Annotated in this window: 17 protein-coding genes and 3 tRNA genes; 14 read left to right on the top strand and 6 right to left on the bottom strand. The window is 49.8% G+C overall.

The window, feature by feature from the left end:
- Positions 1–257 precede the first annotated feature (257 nt).
- Together CRP01_RS42300 and CRP01_RS15485 are read right to left on the bottom strand one after the other, a co-directional pair.
- The gene (locus CRP01_RS42300; protein WP_170110385.1) at positions 258–407 is read right to left on the bottom strand and encodes a hypothetical protein; all 150 of its coding nucleotides are present in this window, start codon (positions 405–407) and stop codon (positions 258–260) included.
- 67 nt (positions 408–474) lie between these two features.
- Positions 475–834: a helix-turn-helix transcriptional regulator gene (locus tag CRP01_RS15485; RefSeq protein ID WP_099150961.1), complete on the bottom strand. Its 360-nt coding sequence runs from the start codon at positions 832–834 to the stop codon at positions 475–477.
- A gap of 174 nt (positions 835–1008) precedes the next feature.
- Between CRP01_RS15485 and CRP01_RS15480 the strand changes: the two genes are divergently transcribed.
- The 10 genes from CRP01_RS15480 to CRP01_RS15440 all read left to right on the top strand — a co-directional run bounded on the left by CRP01_RS15480 (position 1009) and on the right by CRP01_RS15440 (position 8481).
- Complete coding sequence (locus CRP01_RS15480; RefSeq protein WP_099150960.1) at positions 1009–1338, top strand: hypothetical protein; 330 nt, start codon at positions 1009–1011, stop codon at positions 1336–1338.
- A gap of 542 nt (positions 1339–1880) precedes the next feature.
- Positions 1881–2342, top strand: a complete 462-nt coding sequence (locus CRP01_RS15475) for a hypothetical protein (protein ID WP_143473399.1) — start codon at positions 1881–1883, stop codon at positions 2340–2342.
- A complete protein-coding gene (locus CRP01_RS15470) occupies positions 2342–3874 on the top strand; it encodes a protein rep (protein ID WP_099150958.1) in 1533 nt (510 codons plus the stop codon). Before CRP01_RS15475 ends, CRP01_RS15470 begins: the two co-directional genes overlap by 1 nt.
- Positions 3829–4329, top strand: a complete 501-nt coding sequence (locus CRP01_RS15465; RefSeq protein WP_099150957.1) for a single-stranded DNA-binding protein — start codon at positions 3829–3831, stop codon at positions 4327–4329. The genes CRP01_RS15470 and CRP01_RS15465 overlap by 46 nt, the downstream gene beginning before the upstream one ends.
- A gap of 122 nt (positions 4330–4451) precedes the next feature.
- On the top strand, positions 4452–4595 hold the full coding sequence (locus tag CRP01_RS42295) for a hypothetical protein (RefSeq protein WP_170110384.1): 144 nt from the start codon (positions 4452–4454) through the stop codon (positions 4593–4595).
- A gap of 70 nt (positions 4596–4665) precedes the next feature.
- Complete coding sequence (locus CRP01_RS15460; RefSeq protein ID WP_099150956.1) at positions 4666–6099, top strand: hypothetical protein; 1434 nt, start codon at positions 4666–4668, stop codon at positions 6097–6099.
- Positions 6096–6281, top strand: a complete 186-nt coding sequence (locus tag CRP01_RS15455) for a hypothetical protein (protein ID WP_099150955.1) — start codon at positions 6096–6098, stop codon at positions 6279–6281. The genes CRP01_RS15460 and CRP01_RS15455 overlap by 4 nt, the downstream gene beginning before the upstream one ends.
- A complete protein-coding gene (locus CRP01_RS15450) occupies positions 6278–6469 on the top strand; it encodes a hypothetical protein (protein ID WP_099150954.1) in 192 nt (63 codons plus the stop codon). Before CRP01_RS15455 ends, CRP01_RS15450 begins: the two co-directional genes overlap by 4 nt.
- An 88-nt stretch (positions 6470–6557) precedes the next feature.
- Positions 6558–6803, top strand: coding sequence for a hypothetical protein (locus tag CRP01_RS15445; RefSeq protein ID WP_099150953.1), 246 nt, complete (start codon positions 6558–6560; stop codon positions 6801–6803).
- Between the two features lie 124 nt (positions 6804–6927).
- The gene (locus CRP01_RS15440) at positions 6928–8481 is read left to right on the top strand and encodes a recombinase family protein (RefSeq protein WP_099150952.1); all 1554 of its coding nucleotides are present in this window, start codon (positions 6928–6930) and stop codon (positions 8479–8481) included.
- Here the strand turns inward: CRP01_RS15440 and CRP01_RS15435 are convergent.
- The 4 genes from CRP01_RS15435 to CRP01_RS15415 all read right to left on the bottom strand — a co-directional run bounded on the left by CRP01_RS15435 (position 8473) and on the right by CRP01_RS15415 (position 10020).
- Positions 8473–8546, bottom strand: a tRNA-His gene (locus tag CRP01_RS15435). The two genes, CRP01_RS15440 and CRP01_RS15435, sit on opposite strands and share 9 nt — an antisense overlap.
- A gap of 181 nt (positions 8547–8727) precedes the next feature.
- The gene (locus CRP01_RS15430; protein ID WP_143473398.1) at positions 8728–9327 is read right to left on the bottom strand and encodes a hypothetical protein; all 600 of its coding nucleotides are present in this window, start codon (positions 9325–9327) and stop codon (positions 8728–8730) included.
- A gap of 403 nt (positions 9328–9730) precedes the next feature.
- Positions 9731–9805, bottom strand: a tRNA-Glu gene (locus CRP01_RS15420).
- 143 nt (positions 9806–9948) lie between these two features.
- Positions 9949–10020: transfer RNA gene (locus tag CRP01_RS15415), tRNA-Glu, on the bottom strand.
- 354 nt (positions 10021–10374) lie between these two features.
- Between CRP01_RS15415 and gap the strand changes: the two genes are divergently transcribed.
- From gap to CRP01_RS15395, 4 genes are all read left to right on the top strand, one after another.
- On the top strand, positions 10375–11373 hold the full coding sequence (gene gap, locus CRP01_RS15410; RefSeq protein ID WP_099150949.1) for a type I glyceraldehyde-3-phosphate dehydrogenase: 999 nt from the start codon (positions 10375–10377) through the stop codon (positions 11371–11373).
- 122 nt (positions 11374–11495) lie between these two features.
- Positions 11496–12698, top strand: coding sequence for a phosphoglycerate kinase (locus tag CRP01_RS15405; RefSeq protein WP_099150979.1), 1203 nt, complete (start codon positions 11496–11498; stop codon positions 12696–12698).
- A gap of 328 nt (positions 12699–13026) precedes the next feature.
- The gene (locus CRP01_RS15400; protein WP_099150948.1) at positions 13027–14901 is read left to right on the top strand and encodes a CHAT domain-containing protein; all 1875 of its coding nucleotides are present in this window, start codon (positions 13027–13029) and stop codon (positions 14899–14901) included.
- Positions 14902–14910: 9 nt separating this feature from the next.
- Complete coding sequence (locus CRP01_RS15395) at positions 14911–16038, top strand: ATP-binding protein (RefSeq protein ID WP_143473397.1); 1128 nt, start codon at positions 14911–14913, stop codon at positions 16036–16038.
- The last annotated feature ends 18 nt before the right edge of the window (positions 16039–16056 follow it).

Here is a 16056-nt window from a genome sequence, read left to right as displayed (position 1 = left end):
CAGCTTTATACAGTGCTTTGATCTGTTTTCGCTGACTTTCGGTCAAGCCTGCATTCTTATGTAATCCCATTGTGGTCTCTTTTGATCACAAATTTAATACAAGTTCTTTTGTCATTACAGGTAGGATCTAAAGATGATACTTAATTGGTGGGGGGAGTGATGAGTGTGGAAGCAAAGAAAAAGAATTTACGGAAAAAACAAAAAAGCATGCCATTTTTCATCCTCATTCGCAATCACCGTGACTTTTACCGCAGCCCCTACTCTACTTCCTCACCTTCGGAAAACAAATTAGGTTTTGAAAATTCATTGATAATTGAAATAGATAGAGAAATTTCCCCATCATCTTCTTGGAACATATCACCTGTTTCCAGGAGCATCCATTCAAGAGAAATTTGTGGAAAGCGCATAATATGGTGGTTTAGATGAAAAATCAAATTCTATTTACTGCTACTTTAGTGTTATACTTTACTATAGCTAGTCAATTCCCAGTTCATCTGCTAAATCTGGATTATTTCGTCGAATTTCCCGTTCTAAGGTTTGCACCCTTTGTTCTAGCAATTTATTTATTTGCATAATCCTTTCATCGCTGATACGCTCTTCTTCAGAAGGTGGGGTGCCAGAAGTTCCGTGCGTTTCTATATCTCTCATCAATAAATCTTCCATTGATACTTGAAAAACCTTTGATAATTCAAAGACAACATCAATGGGAGGCTGAATCTTTCCTCTTTCATAAGTACTGATAACTTCCTTACTCTTTCCAACCCGTTTACCAAGGTCAGTTTGATTAATACCATTCGACTTTCGTAAAAATCTGATGTTCTGCTCTAAATACATTACAATAGGAAAAATGTATTAATTTTGACGATTTTAATCGTCATATGTTTGCAAAAAGTCGTGAATTATTCTACTTTCGTAAAAAGAAAATCACATTTAGCAAATGTAAAAAACTTTTAATCAAAGTTGGCCACAACTTGGACTGGAAAAGTTTTGCTGCAACATACCACTGATATGGAGAAATTCAAGGAATTGTTCCGAAAAGATGGCAAAGATTTAATTGGTCAATACCATCAGGACTGGCTTAAGCAGCCGGAACAGATGGGAAGTTCGATTATGAAAACCAAAGTGATCAACGATCCATCCCGCTGCACTTTCCACCAACTGATCGTATTAGCCGAATTTTTTGGGCAGTCGCCGTACGACATCATGATCGAGTACGATTTGGGCAAAAAAGGCATGTCTGATCGGGAACGGGAAGTTGTGGAGCAATTCCTGCAGCACTGGATCCCGTCCGGCAAGAAATACGGTTTATCATCACCGGCAGTCTTAACTGGGGTTTAGTTTCATGAGCGGGCGGCCGTCGACCAGATCCGGCCGCCCTTTTTCCGCCACTTGACCAGGTAGCGGAAAAATTAAAGTGAGTTAGAGGCTATTACCGGTCACTCCCTCTACCTTTCCGGGGGAGTGATCCTTTAAAGCCTCACCAGCAATGATTACAATTTCTAGTTAGGGGATTATGGTTGAGCGTCCCCATTCTCGTCCGGGACGCTCCTTTCCCTACCTAACAATCAGATTTCGGAACTCGCGGAGGTTCGACTCCTTCGGTCTGATCTACGAGCTATCACATACCAATCGGAAGAACTGGGCAATCGCGTTGTACCCTCCGGCGATTCAGGTTCTTCAGCAACCATATTTCAAGAATTCCCGCTGCGGCTCTATTGGGGTTGAGCGAACGAAGCGGGGGCTATACTGCGAAGTCGGCGGGGAGACGTGTGTCTCCCTGCCAAGCTTCCTGTTGCTTAAGAACAGGGGACACCGCTCCCCTATTCCGACGGTGACTTCGCAGGAAGCCGAAAAAGAACCCCCAGACAACATCAATTTTTATGGAAACTATAATGCTCACATACAGCCAGAATTTGTTGGCAGAGTTCGAACTGAACCTGATCCATCCGGCTTTAGGCAAACCCTTCGAGATTGTCGTAGAACATCCGGCACGGCTCCAGCGCAAGCTCCAGGAAGCGATCGCCATTTGCACCAAATCCCTCCTGGCCAAATACGTCAGTGTGGTCGGGTACAGCAAAGGCGCCTACCTGATCGGTCCGGAAAAAGAGAACCTGGAATCCCTGCGGGAACTGAAACGCTATCTCACCAAAAAGATGCTGTTACCGACCATCCAGGAAGCTTTGCGAGAGAACCTATCCAAGATCCGGTCACTGATGCCCAACCCGAAAAGCCGCAACTATCCCTCGCAGCTGAAAAAAGTCCAGTTTTTCCAGGCGGTCACCGCCTTTCAGCTGGAGCAGGTAGACCAACTGATTGCAGGTACCGCAAAACCCCAGCTATAATGTATACTAATAGTCCCTTCCTAGATAGTAAAGAAACGGTCGGAATGATGGCCACCGAACCGACCATCGGGTTCACTGGAAATTTCGATCCGCAGGGCGCTCCCGGGGAGTCCGCCCCACCCCACCGGCAGCGGGCCAACTACAATCGGCGCCGTTGCCTGGCCATGCGCCGCCAGTTGGGCCAGAACCAGCGTAACTACACCGATCTGCACGAATGGCTGGAGAAAAAGCGGCAACAGGGACAGACGGTGATCGGTCCGGGCTTTGAATACCTCATGGATTTCCGGTACAAGATCAATACCTGCTGTCACCACGCCCTTTTCCGGGAACATCTGAACAGTGATACCAAGGAATTTATCGGCGCGCACACCTGCAAACACAAGCTTTGCGCGGTTTGCAACGCCCAAAGAGCCAAGAAAGTCCGCCGCACCTGGTGGAACTTCTTTGAGGAATACCCGGATCTGATCCGCCAGTACGATTTCATGCACCTGACGTTGACCGTCCCGCACGATGCGACCAACAGTTTCCGCGGCCAACGCTGGTACGCCGACGAACTGATGAAGGAATTCAACTACATGCGGAAGAAGGCCTTCTGGAAGAAAATGGTCTATGCCGGTGAGTTCGGCGTGGAGGTCACCAAGAACCAAAACGGACTTCATATCCACATTCACGCCCTGTTGCTGGTGCACAAAAGCCTCCAGAACCGCAATTCGCTGCACCGGCAGATTCTTTTGGCCTGGAATATGCAGACTGCCGGCTCCGGCCAGCGAAATGAGATCACAGCGGCCGAAAAAGCCTCGATCTTAAAGAGTAACTGCCTGTTGACCCCGGAAGATGTCAATTGCCTGTCTCCGGATGGCGCCACGCTGATCGGCCTGGAGAGTCTCTATCTGCGCTCAGACCAGGAAAAAAGGGGCTATCGCTACGATGAGCGCTCCGGATACTGGAAAAGATACGTCCGGCCGGAAGACGGCTTTGACACCTTCCTGGGTGGGATCATGGAGTGCATCAAATACCATTTTCAGCCCATGGCTATGTACGAAGACGGCACACTGGACTTTGAGCTGATCACGGAGATCCTGCCGGCCATTAAGGGCAAACCGCTCTACCGAAAGTTTGGCGCTTTCCACGCCGGCACTAAAAACGCCCATCCGGGAGCTAAAACACTCAATGTCAACTACAAACCCGACGAATCCGGAGTAGAACTGGCCGAAGACCTGGCCAACCTCGGCCACGAAGAGGTGATCGATCCGGAAAGCGGAGAACCCGTATTGCGCGAGGAATACCGCTACCTGGTGGTCAGTCTGGCCAAGGTCCGGGTAGATCCCAACGATGATCTACGGATCAAGATCTGTAAGAACGTAGCGCCCAAATACCTTGATAACGCCTATACCGCTTTCGATGCCCTGGTCGAAATGGACATGATGGCCAGGGCCAGGCAGCGGGCAGTCAAGAATAAATTCATTAAACCAAAAAAAGCGAAGTCATGCTTAAAACTGAAATCATCGGAAACCTCGGTGCTGACGCCGTAGTCCGCAACGTAAATGGTACCACTGCTATCGGTTTTTCCGTAGCCCACAACGAGAAGTACAAAGATTCCAATGGAGTCTCCCACGAAAAGACCCTCTGGATCAATTGCACCTTCTGGCGCACCAAAGAAACCCGGCTGACGGAATACCTCAAGAAAGGTCAGATGGTATTTGTGGAAGGCACCCCGTCGGTCGGCGTCTACACGAACCGAGATGGCCAGCAGGTCGCCGATTTCCAATTGCGGGTCAACCGCATCGAGCTGATCGGCAGCCGTTCCGACAATAACCAGCAGCCGACAGAGAGCCAACACAACGGCCAGGCACCAAAGCCGGCAGCCCGCAACAACGGACAGCGCCAGCAGCAGCGGCCGGCAGTACAAGGCAACGGACAGCAAGCCCACCGGCAGCCGGTAGCCACTCCGGTAGATGATGTGGACACGTCCTGGATCGACGACTAAGCCACGCAGTTTACCCCCCGCAGAAATGCTGACATCACGGGTGATCGTCAGAGCTTAACCCAATCAGACGCCGGCGGCAAAGGTCGCCGGCCTGATCGGGGGAACTACACAAACATTATTCCATGGACAGAATGAAAAAGCCGGACGTACGCTTCCTGTTTTTTTCCTGGTTGGGCAGACGCTTTTACAATTTCAGGATGCAGTTGGAAGAATGGCAATTTTGGATAGACGGAATGGCCAGTCGATACGATCCAGACGAATCGTAAAAAAATATCCCATCTGGGTGCTTTGGGAGGCCGATCCAGATGGGAGTCGATAAATCATTGAATTAAAGATATGAAAATCACCAAAACAACACCGGAGAACAAGGACTTTTTCAACGAGCACGGCTCTAGCCTTGGCGCCTACGGCCTGATCGGTTTTATCGGCCAGTTTCTGTCCGGAGCTTCCCTGGCTTACGCGGTTTATGCCCTTATCCTCGCGGAAATCCTTAAGCAGGGTATGCCCGTCGCTACCCTACCCTTACTTTTATTTGCCCTCCTGGTGGCCCTCTTTATCGAGTTGGCCAATCGCATTCTTGCCCGGCGGGCGATCAAGCCATTTGTGGTAAAGGGATTATTCAAAGAAGATCCCCAGCTGGCCGGCCGGCATAAGATCCTTAACAAATCCTACCTGGTCGGCCTGGTGGCCATTGCCGCCCTCTCCTATTTCCTGTCGGCCGTCGGCTCCAGTTACTACGCGGAGGATTCCACCGAAATTCCGGATCTGATCAAGGTCGATTCCCTTAAGGAAATTTACGCTGATCAGATGCGAAAACTGGAGACCGGTTTCAGTCAGGACTCCCTCACCCTATCCGGTCCGTATGAACTACGCCTGAGAGCTACCCGCGATCGCTTTCAATCCGACTCGCTCGCCTTAAGAAAAGAACGCGAAAAATACCGCACCTGCGCCAATGCCGGCAAGCAGTGGTGTAAAAACAAAATGACCGAATACCTGGCCCTGATCGATCGGGCCCGATCCGCCATGAACGACAGTCTGGCGGTGATCTCTTCCCTTAAGGGAAATGCGATGATGGCGGCGGTAAAAGATCGAAATGAAAAGACCAGGACCCTGGAAAAAGAGAAAGCCGCTACCCTATTTCAGGCAGAGCAAAAAAACAGCGATCGCCTTAAGGAAATTTCGGACGATTCCAGTTTCAAAGGAATTGTATTCATCATCCTCACGATCGCCGGCCAGACGGTCTTTTATCTGATGATCTACTTAAGCCTGCAGGTCGAAGCCGGCAGTGATATCAACTACGAAATTGAACCCAATGAATTTTGGAACCTGCCAACTGTTATGGACGAGTTCAAAGTGATGATCAGTTGGCGGATGGAACGCGGCTTAAGAAGATTGATCCGCTGGCTGTTTGGAGAACCCGGGGAACACGAAACAGATATCCCCTACCGCGGATTGTTTGAAAACACCTCCACTTTCAAAGCAGCAAGTGCTCCCAGATCCATGCCCAAAAGTACACCTACCGCAAGTGTGACCTTTATAGCACAGTTGGAACACTTGAATTTGACGCAATGTAAGCAGCGATTGAAGATGTATAAGAAGCGTCTCGGAAGTGTTACACAACGCAAGATCAAATTGGAAAAAGCAGGTAAAACAGTTCCGAAAAAAACACTTGCAGCCATCGATAATAACACTAACTGGGTGGAAGCATACACCGCAAGAATTCAAGAATTAGAATCTGCAATTGCGCACAAAAAATCAAAAGCAAAATGAAAGGGAGAAAACTGTTCCGATCCGGATTATACATCTGTTTGGCCCTCTTTTTTGGATCACTGGCCGTACTGTTTTGGCCAGTGGTACAGACCCCAAGATTTTGGTTAACCACCGGCATCATCATCGGCATGGTCGGATCGCTATTTTTCGGCATCGCCAGTGCGCAAAATTCGGAAGAATGAAAGACCAGAAACTGGACGATTTCCTTAAGGAATGGGAGGCCACCTGGGAGCGACCAGGTGCGAAGGAATACTTCCGGCAATTGGGTCGGATTGCTCTCCTGGTGATCGTGTTGCTGCTTATCGTTTACAGCTGCGATCGCCTTAAGGAAATTCAAGAAACGGACCGGAACATCGAAGCCCGGTTTTAAAGGAATTTATCCTGCTGTTTTTGTCATCGCCCGGCCGGCACTATTAAGGTGAACCTCGCCGGTCGGGCTTTTTAAATCTAAAATTGAAATGGAAACCGTAGCCATTCTTTTAATCCCTTCCGGAAACCAGGAAGCGAATTTGGAACCAAATGGAGTTTCTTACTTCCGAATTTTAAATGTGTTGGAAGCCTATCAGGAGATTCTGATCCATGAATTGAGGAAAGACGGTATAAATCGATTTGGTGATGATAGCGAAAAGATAACAGACTGGATAAACCAGGAGCTCAAGAAAGATCAAAAAAACAATTCCACCAACAACCACATACTAAATTAATCTCTGATGCAACATCCAGATAAAAAAGATCGCCAACGCCTCTTAAGAGCGTTAGCCGCAGCCATTTGCGCCATTCCTAAAGAAAAAGCTATCTTGTTGATTGTCGAAAAAGGTTGAATCGAGCATGAAAACACCTACCACCTATATACTATATACACGTTGCTCTACGGAAGAACAGCAAAAGGGCTTTTCCCACGATTACCAGACCAGTGGTTTACAAGGACACAGCAAGGTCAAGAACTGGACCTGTCTCGGTATCTACAGCGATACCATCTCCGGACGCAAGTTTGACCGGGAGCAGCTGAACAACATCTACGAGATCTACAGTCAGGCCCGGGGAGTGCTGAAGTATATGCTCGTCTACCGCTGGGACCGTTTAGGGCGCGATGTAGGGGAGGCTTTCATCCTGATCAGGCGCTTCAGCGAAATCGGTGTTGAGATCAACTGCCCGGACAATTGGGTAGACCACGCCAGCACCAGCTGGCCGATCTTTTTAAGCATTCAGTTTGGCCTGGCCCAAGTCGAGAGCCTGAAAATTGGAGAACGGACCAAGGACGGAACCTATGCCGCCAACAGTGCCGGGATCTTTACCGGCAAATGCCCGCCCGGTTATATTCGGGAAGTAAGCAACCGTACCCGGCGCAATGGGAAACGGGAAAAGCGGCTGGTGCCGGATGAAAATGCTCCGTTGGTGCGTAAGATATTCCGGCAGTACGCTGATGGCCACCATACCAAGCAGGATCTTTATAATCGGCACGGCGAAACCGTAGGGGTGAAGCGCACCGCTTTTTACAATATGTTCAATAATCCGATCTACGCCGGATATATGATCTTGAAAGCCTACAAGAATAATCCGGCCAGGCGAGTGGAATGCCTCCATGAGCCCCTGATCAGTGAAGAATTGTACGATCGGGTGCAGGAGCGGAGCCAATCCGAACGCAAGCCAAGTAGCATCCGCAACGGTCAGCAATCCATAGCCTCCAGCTTCTATTTCCTCAAGGGCGTTTTACATTGCCATATTACCGGAAAAAAGCTAACCGGCTACCAGGTGCGAAAGAAAAACGGGAAACTATTTTACTATTACGAGCGGATGCAAACCAATACCAGTCGCATCAATGTTTTGGACGCCCACCGCATTGTAGACCAGGCCATTAAAGAAATGGTGCCGGAGGCATCCTTCATGGAAGATCTAAAAGACGAGATCCGGGCTTATCTTCAGGAACAGACCGCTGCCGATAAAAAAGAAGCAAAACGTTTATCTCAGGAGGTAGCCAGGCTGGAGGATCGTTTGAAGAAGATCCAGGAAGATTATGCGGACGGTTTTTTGCAGGCAGTAGATTACAATGAGTTATCCAATCGATTTAGGTTAGATCTGGCTAAGGCAAACACCCGAAAAGAAAAACTAAAATACAGTGCTCAGAGCGATTTAGCCTTAAGGCTGCAGGTAGCGGAAGTATTAGGCAGTATCAGTAAGATCTACCGCCAGGCGACCTATGAGCACAAGCGTAGGATCTTGCGGGCCATCTTTCCGGAAGGCTTTTCCATAAAAGAAAAGAGAGTTCGAACCAAACGGCTGAACTCTCTTATTTCTTCAATCGCTTATTTATCAGACAATTGCACCTATTTGGAGGTTACTGAACCTCTGATATTAAGCGAAAATTCAGTTTTGGGTGGCTAACCGGATTTGAACCGGCGACCTCTGGAACCACAATCCAGCGCTCTAACCAACTGAGCTATAGCCACCATTTTTTAAAAGCGATTGCAAAGATAATACATCTTTACAAAAAGCAAATAGCTTGCTTAACTTTTTTCTGAAACAGCCTGATTTTTTGAAAAGTTCCCGCGGATTGTGGATTGAGGTTGCCGCTTGGCCGTTTCAAAACCGGTAGATCCGAAGTTTCCGGGGACTATAAGAGCCTGCTGTCTAGCCCTTATCTTTTTTCTCCCAGAACCGCCAGTTGAATCCATCGCGATTTTCGCGACGCTCCTCGCGGCGTTTCACCCGCTGCCGCTTTTTGCGGGCCTTTTCAAAGTGATTTTTCTTAAAAATAACGTAGCGCAGCGAAATGCCCGTCTGGGTGTAGATCTTCTTCTCCCCTCCTACCAGATTGATGGCCGGTTTAAAATCCCAGCTGATATTCAAACGCGCCAGGGTAAATTCCGCACCGGCGATCAGGGTCACCCCGAAAGGATCTTTGATCGGTTCCACTTCATTCGATGCACTGTTCCATCCCTTGTGCAGCCCCCCTCCGGCGTAAAAATTGAAGCGCCGGCTGATGATCGGCGAATGCTGCTCGGCCAGGGCGGTTACGAGCACTTCTTCCCGTTTCAGACTGGATTGCAGGATGAGTTCGGCGGTGGTCTTTTTCGCGAGCCGGACCTGACTGGTGATCCCCCAGTCCGTGCCCAGGCGTACGCCGCCGGTGAAATCGTAGGATTGACTATAGGCCCCGCTAAAAGCCATTCCAAACATCGCTAAAACTAGTATCAATTTCTTCATGGCAGCAAAACGCGGTGCGATCATTAAATATTTCTTAATATGTATTAATTCTTGTAAGAGAAGTCTTAAAGTGTGGCTCCGACCTCTAGTGCTGAACATTAATAGTTAGTAATCGAAAACCAGGAATGACTGAATTTCACCGCGAAGACACAAAGACACCAAGCTTTTTAGTGAATTTGCCGACGGCAAATCCACTAACCTTTGCGTACTTAACCGATAATGTTGCAAAAGATCGAAAAATTTGCTGAAGCAAATTTTCTTGAAAGAAGTCATTGTAAAACTTCGCGGCTTCGCGGCCTTCGCGGTGAAGACAAGCTTTATTAATTTTAACTGTTCGACACTACAGGTCGATAGAGAAAATACGACCGGGAGGACGGTAATACGAAAAAAGGGAAAACATCCAAAGACGTTTTCCCTTAGTGTGTGGTGGTAGCCCGTACGGGAATCGAACCCGTGTTTCAGGAATGAAAATCCTGCGTCCTAACCCCTAGACGAACGGGCCAACTCATGGGTTGGCTTGCCTTGCCGGCAAATGGGAACCACCTGATCGGTAAACTTTTTATCCGGCCTTCGCCGGAATGGATCGGATGTCGAAGATCCGGCAGTGAAGTGGTCATTTACCGTTACCGCTGCTTCACTGTTGGGTAGCCCGTACGGGAATCGAACCCGTGTTTCAGGAATGAAAATCCTGCGTCCTAACCCCTAGACGAACGGGCCAGCTGCCGAAACAATTGGCTCCTTTTTTCAAAGGCGATGCAAATATATAACCTTTCCCCAGATTTCAAAAACTTTCTAAAAAAATGTCCGGAATTTAGTTTACAAATAAGTAACACTACCTTGACGTCCAGGGAATAAGGCGCTGAGAAAAAAATGCTTCCTTTGGCAAAACTATTTTAACTAGAAATTGTATTTTTTACACTAAGTGAGTCAAACATTAGTATGAAAGCAAATTTTCTTCTATTTTTGCGACTCATTTAAAAGGGAGGCATCTGGCCCTCGATTGAATTCAACATTATTAGTAAAACCCGGCTCTCCAGAAATGCTGGACAGCCCAAAAACCTTTATCCTACCATGGCAAAGAAAATTGCTATCAACGGATTTGGCCGTATCGGTCGTCTCACTTTCCGTAATCTTTTAAAGAAAGACGGTGTTGAAGTTGTTGCTATCAATGACCTCACCGACAACCATACTCTGGCTCACCTACTGAAATATGACTCTGCTCAAGGCCCATTCGACGGTACCGTTGAATCTACGGACGATGCCCTGATCGTAAACGGCACCTCCATCAGCGCCTACTCCGAGCGCAACCCGGAAGCACTGCCCTGGGAAGAACTGGGTGTAGATCTGGTACTGGAATGTACCGGTATTTTCGTAAGCAAAGACAAAGCCGGTATGCACCTCAAAGCCGGTGCCAAGGACGTACTGATCTCCGCTCCGGCCAAAGGCGGCGATGTACAGACCATCGTGCTGGGTGTTAACCAGGATGAGCTGGACCGTCGGGCAAACGTTTTCTCTAACGCTTCCTGTACGACCAACTGTCTGGCTCCCGTAGTTAAACTGGTAGACGAAAACTTCGGTATCGTGGAAGGTTCCATGACAACGATCCACGCCTACACTGCCGACCAGAATATCCAGGATGCTCCGCACCGCGACCTGCGTCGTGCCCGCGCTGCTGCCTACAACATCGTACCAACCAGCACCGGTGCCGCTTCTGCCGTGAAACTGGTTTACCCCAACATCGGCAACAAGATCTCCGCGATCGCTATCCGTGTACCGGTGATTACCGGTTCTATGATCGAGCTGAACGTTGTGATCGACAAATCCACTACCGTTGAAGAAGTAAACGGTGTTTTCAAAGCTGCCGCTGAAGGTGCCATGAAGGGCATTCTGCAGTATACGGAAGATCCCATCGTTTCCGGTGACATCATCCGCAATACCCACTCTTCTATTTTCGATGCCGGTATGACCCAGGTGAACGGCAACATGCTGAAAGTAGTGAGCTGGTACGACAACGAGGCCGGTTACTCCGCCCGTCTGGCTGATTTCGCCCACCTGATCGCTACGAAATAATTGTAGTTATCGGGCGTGAAGAATGAGGAATGGGTTTCGGCCACGGCCGGTTCGTTCCTCTTTCTTCCGTTTTCAGGTTCATTTCTTATTCCGCTTTCCTCACTTCTAATACCATCTCACCTATGGATATTAACTTTAAAGGCCAGAAAGCCCTGGTCAGAGTTGACTTTAACGTGCCCCTGAATAAAGATTTCGAAATTACCGACGACACCCGTATCCGTGCGGCCCTCCCGACGATCAAAAAGATCCTCGATCAGGGCGGAGCAGCTATACTAATGTCCCACCTGGGGCGCCCCCAGAAAAAGAAAAAGGAGGACGGCTCCATCGATGTGGATACCTTTACCCTCAAACATCTGGTAGATCACCTGCAGGCGCTGCTGAACGTTCCCGTTCACTTTTGCCCGGAGACGGTAGGTGCTACTGCCGAAAAAAAGGCTGCAGAACTGCCGATGGGCGAAGTACTGCTGCTGGAAAACACCCGCTTTGAAGCCGGTGAGGAAAAAGGTAGTGAAGAACTGGCCGAAGCCATGTCCAAACTGGGCGACATCTACGTCAATGACGCTTTCGGCACCGCTCACCGGGCCCACGCTTCTACCACCACGGTGGCGCAGTTTTTCCCCGCCGAAAAAAAGACCTTCGGTTTCCTGATGGAAGCGGAGATCATCAACGCCGATAAGGTGATCAACAATCCGGAGCATCCGGTAACGGCTATCGTCGGCGGTGCCAAGGTATCCGATAAGATCCTGCTGCTGGAGCGTCTGATCGAATCCGTCGACACCCTGATCGTTGGTGGCGGTATGGCTTATACCTTCATTAAAGCGCAGGGCGGTACGATCGGTAACTCGCTCGTGGAAGAGGACAAACTCGACCTCGCCCTCAAACTGGTGGATAAAGCAAAAGAGAAAAACGTAGAGATCCTGCTACCGGAAGATTCGGTGATCGCCGATCGTTTCGACAAAGACGCCGACCACAAAGTGGCCGACAGCAACAGTATCCCCGACGGATGGATGGGACTGGATGTAGGTCCGAAAGCGCGGGAAGTTTTTGCCGACGCCATCGACCGCAGTAAAACCCTGCTCTGGAACGGCCCGATGGGCGTTTTTGAGTTCGAGAATTTTGCCCAGGGCACCAAAGCCATCGCCGAAGCGGTGGCCCAGGCTACGAAAAAGGGAGCATTTTCCCTCGTAGGTGGCGGTGATTCCGTCGCTGCCGTCAATCAGATGGGACTGTCGGACGAGGTAAGCTACGTTTCCACCGGTGGTGGTGCCATGCTGGAATTCCTGGAAGGAAAAGAACTGCCGGGCATCAAAGCGATCCGCAGCTAATCCCGGAGCAAAGCATATACAAGTGAGGACGAACCCTCAGGTGGCAATCAGCTGCCTGAGGGTTTACTATTTTGGGGGAACGGAGGAGTGTGTAGCCCAAATGCCCAGGTAGTTGCAGCGCAACGTACTACTTTCAGACCATAGGGATGAAGATAAATAGAGCTACAGCGTAGCGACCAGATCAACCGATATAGAAAATTAGCCGGACAGTGCGCTGCATCGATCACTGAGTAATGGTTTGTACAAATGAGGATACAGGCAAGGACGGATGAATGGAAACGGATTACGCAAAATTTATTAAATTGTCCTCGTCGTAACCACCAGACCCATGACCCAACCCATACTGTACTTCACCTTTGCCAACCAGGAGGACGATCATCTGCCCCAACTGAAAAGGGAAATGGATGAGTTGAAGGAAATCCTTCGTCCGTTGGAAAGCCGGGAGTTCATCAAACTGGAAAGAGAAGAAAGCGCTACCACCCAGGATATCATCCGAACCCTCTCGGCTTATCCCGACCGGGTCAGCATCTTTCATTACGCCGGTCACGCCGACGGTGCGGGGCTCGAACTGGAGGCCGGAGCCGGACAGGCCAAGGGATTGGCTAAGCTACTGGGCGAACAGACGGGACTGCAACTCGTTTTCCTCAATGGCTGCTCTACCCAGGGGCAGGTCAAGCAATTATTTGAGGCCGGTGTAAAAGCAGTGATCGCTACTTCCGTACCGATCGGGGATGAAAAAGCGGTACAATTTGCCGCCGCATTCTACCGGGCCCTGGCCAACAAAAGATCCATTAAACTCGCCTTTGAATTTGCCAAAGCAGCCGTCGAAACCGAATACCGCGACAGCCCGGATTTTCGTATCCAGAGAGGCATGGGACTCGAAGGAGCCGACGCGGAGGATATTGATGTCCTACCCTGGGTACTGTACGTGCAACCCCAATCCGCGGAAGAAGTGCTGGCCTGGCGACTCCCCTACTACCGCGAAGTCGGTCTGCCGAATCACATGATCCAGTTCATTGGTCAGCAGTTCAAGGTAAATCGTTATATCGTGCTGGTACTGGACGAAATGTGTCGTTACAATAAAGACATTTACAGCCAGATGGTAGAGATCCGCGACGGGGAGGAAGTCAAAAAGGACAGCAGTACCTATCTCGACCTGGTGATCCAGAATTTTCCCTGGCTGATCGGTTCGCAGATCCAGTTGCTGCGGCAGTTCAATCGCCCCGGCCGGGAGCGGCTGGAACAACTGCAAAGCACTTATCTGCTCACCGGTATTACGCTCTACTACATTTTGTTATCCGATCTCTGGGATACGAAACGACGGCTTGGTTTTGAGCTCCCGCCGGCTATTTCCGCGGAAGTTCGGCAGAACCGATCGGGACTGCTTACGAAAGACTTCCTGCAGGCATTTGCCGATCTGGCGGTGATCATGGAAAGTCAGGGAGCCGAATATTTTATTCCGGAAATGCGGCATTTTCACGCCCTGCTTTCCGATCGGGAAAGCCATCTGCACAAAGCCTGGAAATACCTGGAAAAGGTCAGGACCGGTATGGATGCCATTCCGGAGGATGAGTTCGAAAAAACCTGTTTACGCGCAGAGCAGGCACTGGCTGTTTTACTGCAAAAAGCAGCTTTTCTGGCTGATTATCGCATGCTCACTGTCCGGAACATCTCGATCGATAATCCACGCTACGGCGAGGAGACCTACGAGTTGAATTTCGGAGCGCTCAACGCAATCGTTAGTACCAGTCTGAGTCTGTATGAGGATTCAGAGAAACGGCGCAAGGAGAATTATTCCAATTGCAAATCGATTGTCCTTACGCCGGATGAGAATGACCTGAGTCATGCCCTCAATCTCTCCCCTTTTGTGATCGACAAGAATACCTTCCTGCAAAACGAGCACATCGACCTGTTCTTTTTCGGTTTCCACGAAGGAGAGCACTACCACTACCTGGCGGTAAAACACAGTATCTTCCTGGCCCTGGCCAACGAAAAAGGAACGGATATCATCGATACCAATATGAGCATGGCCGATTTTGCTGAAGGTCGCAACATCAAGAACCCGATCACAGAGGAGGAGGATTTCGGCTTCGGCGACGCTTTCGGTTTTAGGGAATCCGGAACCGCCGCGGTGGAAAGTCCTAAAGTATTTACCCTGCTGGAAACGCAATTTGAACAATTGTTTACGGATCTGGCGCCCTAAAACGGCCCCATGCACCACTTAATCACCTTAATACCAAAACATTACCATTACCACCAGATGCTGCCATTTAAATTTCTCGACGCCTACGGAAAAGAGGATAAAGACCGGTTCTTCGGCCGGGAGCGGGAAACCGCCCAGCTGTACAATGCCGTTTTTGCCGCCAATCTCACCCTGCTGTACGGCGGTTCGGGTACGGGCAAGACCAGCCTGGTGAATTGCGGCCTGGCAAATAAATTCTATCCCAGCGACTGGTTGCCGATCTTCATCCGGCGGGAAAAGAATCTCAATTTCTCCCTGCAGGCAGCCATCGCCCGCCATCTGGACGGGCAACAACCCAGCGATTTTCGGGAATGGCCGCTTGCGGATCAGATCCAGCGACTCTACCTCGATCACTACCGGCCGGTGTATCTTATCTTCGACCAGTTTGAAGAACTGTTCATTCTTGGCAACCGGGAGGAACAGCAAAGCTTTTACCAGTCCATAGCCCATTTACTCCGGGCGCGTCTGCAGGCCAAGGTCATCCTCATCATTCGCGAAGAGTGGATCGCCCATCTCAACGAGTTCGAAAAGGTGATCCCCAGCCTTTTTGATAATCGACTGCGGATCGAGCGGATGAACGATCTCAATATTGCCCGGGTAATCCGCGGCATGGCCGGCCAGGCGGAAGATCCGGAGATCAGGATCGAAGATCCGAAAACCACCATCACCCGTATCATCGATAATCTGCGGGATAAGCACCAGAGAGTCGACCTGACCAATTTGCAGGTGTACATGGATCGGCTCTATCGCACCGACCTGGAAAGGCAGGGCGGCTCGGAGGTCCGGCAGGTCACATTTGATCCCGAGTTGGTCGAACGGGTCGGCCGGATCGATAACGTACTCGGTACTTTCCTGGAAGAACAACTGATGCGACTGGAAAATCAACTGGACCAGCAGGGCGTACCATCCGTGAAAGGCCTGCCGCTGGAGATCCTTTTTACGCTCGTCACCGAAGATGGTACCAAACAGCCGATGGGTACCGCCGAGATCCGCGAAAGTCTGCCCCGCAATCGGGAGATCCAACCGGAACAGTTACAATATTGCCTGAACGAATTTCAGCGGCTGCGCCTGTTGCGCGCCCTGGAAACCAGTGAATAACCCGAAGATGAAAATCGT

It is taken from the genome of Flavilitoribacter nigricans DSM 23189 = NBRC 102662, assembly GCF_002646595.1.
In the GTDB taxonomy this organism is placed as follows: Bacteria; Bacteroidota; Bacteroidia; order Chitinophagales; family Saprospiraceae; genus Flavilitoribacter; species Flavilitoribacter nigricans.
Note: the sequence above shows the minus strand (reverse complement) of the source record. Positions and strands in the feature narration are given on the sequence as shown.

Bases quoted from the DNA above. Each gene is read 5' to 3' on its own strand.
- CRP01_RS15440 (WP_099150952.1), top strand. From the start codon at position 6,928: ATGAAAACACCTACCACCTATATACTATATACACGTTGCTCTACGGAA.
- CRP01_RS15405 (WP_099150979.1), top strand. From the start codon at position 11,496: ATGGATATTAACTTTAAAGGCCAGAAAGCCCTGGTCAGAGTTGACTTT.
- CRP01_RS15455 (WP_099150955.1), top strand. From the start codon at position 6,096: ATGAAAGGGAGAAAACTGTTCCGATCCGGATTATACATCTGTTTGGCC.
- CRP01_RS15475 (WP_143473399.1), top strand. From the start codon at position 1,881: ATGGAAACTATAATGCTCACATACAGCCAGAATTTGTTGGCAGAGTTC.
- CRP01_RS15445 (WP_099150953.1), top strand. From the start codon at position 6,558: ATGGAAACCGTAGCCATTCTTTTAATCCCTTCCGGAAACCAGGAAGCG.
- CRP01_RS42295 (WP_170110384.1), top strand. From the start codon at position 4,452: ATGGACAGAATGAAAAAGCCGGACGTACGCTTCCTGTTTTTTTCCTGG.
- CRP01_RS15480 (WP_099150960.1), top strand. From the start codon at position 1,009: ATGGAGAAATTCAAGGAATTGTTCCGAAAAGATGGCAAAGATTTAATT.
- CRP01_RS15400 (WP_099150948.1), top strand. From the start codon at position 13,027: ATGACCCAACCCATACTGTACTTCACCTTTGCCAACCAGGAGGACGAT.
- CRP01_RS15485 (WP_099150961.1), bottom strand. From the start codon at position 834: ATGTATTTAGAGCAGAACATCAGATTTTTACGAAAGTCGAATGGTATT.
- CRP01_RS15460 (WP_099150956.1), top strand. From the start codon at position 4,666: ATGAAAATCACCAAAACAACACCGGAGAACAAGGACTTTTTCAACGAG.
- CRP01_RS42300 (WP_170110385.1), bottom strand. From the start codon at position 407: ATGCGCTTTCCACAAATTTCTCTTGAATGGATGCTCCTGGAAACAGGT.
- CRP01_RS15470 (WP_099150958.1), top strand. From the start codon at position 2,342: ATGTATACTAATAGTCCCTTCCTAGATAGTAAAGAAACGGTCGGAATG.
- gap (WP_099150949.1), top strand. From the start codon at position 10,375: ATGGCAAAGAAAATTGCTATCAACGGATTTGGCCGTATCGGTCGTCTC.
- CRP01_RS15450 (WP_099150954.1), top strand. From the start codon at position 6,278: ATGAAAGACCAGAAACTGGACGATTTCCTTAAGGAATGGGAGGCCACC.
- CRP01_RS15430 (WP_143473398.1), bottom strand. From the start codon at position 9,327: ATGATCGCACCGCGTTTTGCTGCCATGAAGAAATTGATACTAGTTTTA.
- CRP01_RS15395 (WP_143473397.1), top strand. From the start codon at position 14,911: ATGCACCACTTAATCACCTTAATACCAAAACATTACCATTACCACCAG.
- CRP01_RS15465 (WP_099150957.1), top strand. From the start codon at position 3,829: ATGCTTAAAACTGAAATCATCGGAAACCTCGGTGCTGACGCCGTAGTC.